This is a genomic window from Candidatus Protofrankia californiensis, from assembly GCF_900634765.1.
Taxonomy (GTDB): domain Bacteria; phylum Actinomycetota; class Actinomycetes; order Frankiales; family Frankiaceae; genus Protofrankia; species Protofrankia californiensis.
Genome location: NZ_CAAAFT010000023.1, coordinates 4,542 through 8,633, shown reverse-complemented (window position 1 = coordinate 8,633; position 4,092 = coordinate 4,542). Strand labels below are relative to the sequence as shown.

The following is a 4,092-nucleotide window of genomic DNA, read 5'->3' as shown; positions in this document are numbered from 1 at the left end:
ACCCGGCCGGCTTTCGCCTGACCCGGCTGTCGTGGCTTCCCCGGTTACGGCGGAAGCCGTCCACGGAGACCGATCTTTCTTGGCGGCGGGGCCTGGTGGCCTGGCGGCTGGTGGCCCCGCCCAGGAGTTCGGTTCCCCGAACAGCCACTTTTCCGAGGCTTTTCAGGGAAAAGTGGCTATTCGGGGGGGGATCCGAACAGACCGCCGCTTTTCTGGGTGGGGCTCGGGGTCTGCGTCGGTGTCTTGCTCGGTGTCGGGGTCACGCTCGGCGTCGGGGTCGGCGTCTCGGTGGCGGTGGACTGCTGCGAGACATACAGCGTCACGGTCGACCCGCGGGTCGCGGAGCCGCCGCCGGGGTTTTGGGAGACAACGGTGCCCGTTGGTTTACTGCTTGCGACGGACTGCTGGACGACCTTGAAGCCGTAGCGTTCGAGCTCGGCCTTGGCTGGGTCGACGGGTTGGTCCGTCACGTTCGGGACGGTCGCCTGCGGGCTCACCACATAGATGATCACTTGGTCGCCGGGTATCACCGACGTTCCCACCGCGGGGTCGGTGGACTCCACCACGCCGGGTTTGCGGGTCGTCGCTTCAGCGAAGGCGGAGGTCTTCACCGTAAGCCCCATCGCCTTCAGTTTGCTGGTGGCCGCGGCCTGGGTGAGACCCGTCACATCCGGGACGGCGAGGTCTCCCGGTCCCTTCGACACGGTGACGGTGACCTGCGCGGTCTTGGAGGTCGTGCTGCCCGGGGCCGGATCGACGTCGAGGACCTGGTCCTTCGGCTCGTTGCTCTCTATGGATTTCGGGATGATATTGGTGAAGCCCGTGGAGCTCAGGCTGTTCTTGGCCGTCTCGTACTTCTGCCCGATGAGGGTTGTCGGGATCTTCGCAGTGTCGGTGGCGGTGGTGTCATTGCTTTTCTCGCCGCCACCGAGGAAGTTGGTCGCGATCACTGTGACGACGACGAACACCGCCACGACGGACAGGCCGGCGAGGATGTACTTCCAGGCGTCCGAACGCCTCTCCTCCCGCATCGGTCCGTCGTCGATCGCCCCCGTGCCGCCGGCGCCCGTACGGTCGTAGCGGTCGGTGCCCGTGCGGTTGTAGCCGCCGGTCCGGCCGTAGGGATCGTCGAGGGCGTCGTCGTGGGGGCCGCGGTTCCGGGAGATCAGTTGTGTCCCCGCCGTGGCCGCGGACGAACCCATCCGGGTGGTGAGCTGGTCGTCCCCGATCGGTGGGGCGTAGATGGGACGGCCGGCCAGGGCACGCTCGAGGTCGTCACGCATCTGCCCGGCGGTGGAGTAGCGGTTGTCGGGGTCCTTCTCCATCGCCTTGAACACGATCGCGTCGGCGTCGGGCGTGATGGTGTGGTCGTGGGTGGACGGCGGCTGCGGATTTTCCCGCACGTGCTGGTAGGCGACGGCCACCGGTGAGTCGCCGCGGAACGGCGGCTGCCCGGTCAGCAGCTCGTAGAACAGCACGCCCGTCGAGTAGACGTCGCTGCGGGCGTCCACCCGGATGCCGCGGGCCTGTTCCGGTGACAGGTACTGGGCGGTGCCGATCACCGCGGCGGTCTGCGTCATGTTGGACGTGGTCGCGGTGGTCGCCCGAGCGATGCCGAAGTCCATCACCTTGACCGAGCCGTCCTGGCACAGCATGACGTTCGCGGGCTTGATGTCCCGGTGGATGATCCCCATCCGGTGGCTGTAGTCCAGGGCGGCGCACACGTCGGAGGTGATCTCCATGGCCCGGTGTTCGGTGAACCGGCCCTCCTGTTGGAGCACGTCGCGCAGGGTGTGCCCTTCGACGTACTCCATCACGATGTACGGGACGGTCGTGCCGCTGATCACATCTTCGCCGGTGTCGTAGACCGAGACGATCGCCGGGTGGTTCAGGGCGGCCGAGGACTGCGCCTCACGGCGGAAGCGGGCCAGGAAGGTGGGGTCACGGGCGAGGTCGGCCCGTAGCGCCTTGACCGCGACCTCGCGTCCGAGGCGGACGTCCCGCCCCCGGTAGACCTCGGCCATGCCGCCGTATCCGAGGACTTCGCCCAGCTCGTAGCGCCCGCCCACCAGGCGAGGTTCGGTTCCGAACACCTCAGTCACGACTGCCACCCGTGCTCGCCTTTCCGCTTCCCGGGCTGGTACCCGCGAACTCTTCCTGGACGCCCGGCCCGATCGTGGCCGTAACGGCAACCGGGCCGCCGGTCACCCGGTTGCCGCCCGCGACACCGCCGGTCCCGGTCGTGCTGTCACCGGTGACGATGCCACCTCCGGATCCGGGCCCGTGCACCGCCCGGGTCAGGGCCGGCGCGCCTTCGGATGATCCGCTACCCCCGGCGATCGACCGGGTGATCAGTGCGGTAATTGCAACTGTTGCGATCAGTAGCGCTATCAGTACTAGAAGCGATAGTCGTCGCCTGTTCGCGGACGCTGGGGCATCTACGGCCCGGCCGCGGGGGCGCCGTCGCCGGGCCGCCCGCGCACCCGACGGCTGCAGGCCGGAGGCCGTGTGGTTGCCGGGCGGCCGGGCCCGGGCGGTGATGTTCGTCGGCTGGACGTCCGGCCGGCCGGCGGTACCGAAGTCGGTGCCGTCGTAGCCGGTATTGCCGTAGCCGGCGCCCTCGTAACTGTCCGCCCGGTAACCGGTAGCGGACGAAGGCACCCGGGTCGGGGTACCCCAGGAGCCCGGTGGCGCACCCCCTGGCGGTTCCTGGTCGATCTTCCGACCGTCGTGGGCGGCACCGGCGTCCCAGGGTGACTGGGCGTCCCAGTGCGACCGGTTGTCCTCGGGGAAACCGGTGGCCCAGGTGGACCGGCGGGTCCACGACGGTGGCCGATCCTCGGCGGGTGCCGCTGCGCCCGCAACCGGCGCGGCGGGTGCCCCCGGCGACCCGGGCCGCCGTGCGGTGGGGTTCCCACCCGCCTCCGCCCGGGGCCCGGGCGTCGGGCTGGCAGCACGGCGGGTCATGTCGGCGTTCCACAGGTTCCGGCGGATCGTGGCGGCGGTGTGGGCGAACGAACCGGCCGATGCCGGCCGCTGGGCAGGGTCCTTGGCCATCGCCGCCTGGACGAGGTTGCGCACCGGCGCGGGGATGTCGGGCGGCAGCGGTGGGGGATCGTCCTGCTGGTGCGCCATCACGACCACGATCGGGTTGCGGTCGTCGAAGGGACGCCGGCCGGCCAGGCACTCGTAGGCCACCACACCAAGGGAGTACACGTCGCTGGCCGGGGTCACAGTCCGACCGGAGGCCTGCTCGGGGGAGACGTAATACGCAGTGCCCATCATGATCCCAGTGGCGGTGAGCGGTGCGGCGTCCACCGCGCGCGCGATCCCGAAGTCGGTGACCTTGATCGCACCGTCGGTCCGCAGGAGCAGGTTGCCGGGTTTGACGTCCCGATGCACGACCCCGAGGGCGTGCGCGGCCTGCAGGGCGTCCGCGGCCTGCCCGAGCACGTCCAGGGTCTTCTCCGGGGACAGGCGCTTCTCCCTGTGCAGCAGCGCGGACAGGGGCTCGCCCTCGACCAGTTCCATCACCAGGTAGGCAGTCGGATGGTCACCGTCGGCGATGACCTCGCCGTAGTCGTAGACGGATGCCACGCCCGGATGCGCCACTCGGGCGGCGTGCCGCGCCTCGCCGCGGAAGCGGACCAGGAACAGTTCGTCGCTGGCGTACTCCGGACGCAGCAGCTTAACGGCGACGGGACGTCCAAGCGTGCGGTCGAGGCCCCGCCACACCTCACCCATCCCGCCGGTGGCGATGCGTCCCTCGAGGAGGTACCGGCCGTCGAGAACGATGCCCTTCGGTGAGGTGCCGAACGGCTGCGCGGCAGCCGGTGACGCGCCCGGTCCGGCGGGCGGCGCCGCGGACCGGGCGTCCGGCGCTGGAACGCCTGGTACTGGAACGCCTGGTGTCGGGATGCCCGGTACTGGGATGCCCGGTACTGGGACGCCCGGGGGCGGCGGGCCTGTCACCGCCGGACGTCCAATGCGGCCTTCATGACCTGCTGGGCGACCGGAGCGGCAACCGCGCCACCGGTACCGAACTCGCCGCCACCGTCCTCGACCACGACCGCGACGGCCACGCTCGGGTTG

Annotated in this window: 2 protein-coding genes; both read right to left on the bottom strand. The window is 70.3% G+C overall.

Translation table 11 applies throughout. The features are described 5' to 3' along the window. Positions 1-176 precede the first annotated feature (176 nt). A complete protein-coding gene (gene pknB / locus DD1DGNOD_RS00945; RefSeq protein WP_241251092.1) occupies positions 177-2,111 on the bottom strand; it encodes a Stk1 family PASTA domain-containing Ser/Thr kinase in 1,935 nt (644 codons plus the stop codon). Next, positions 2,095-3,795 carry a serine/threonine-protein kinase gene (locus DD1DGNOD_RS00940; RefSeq protein ID WP_241255379.1) on the bottom strand — a complete coding sequence of 567 codons (1,701 nt, stop codon included), beginning with the start codon at positions 3,793-3,795 and terminating at the stop codon, positions 2,095-2,097. Before DD1DGNOD_RS00940 ends, pknB begins: the two co-directional genes overlap by 17 nt. Positions 3,796-4,092: the final 297 nt, after the last annotated feature.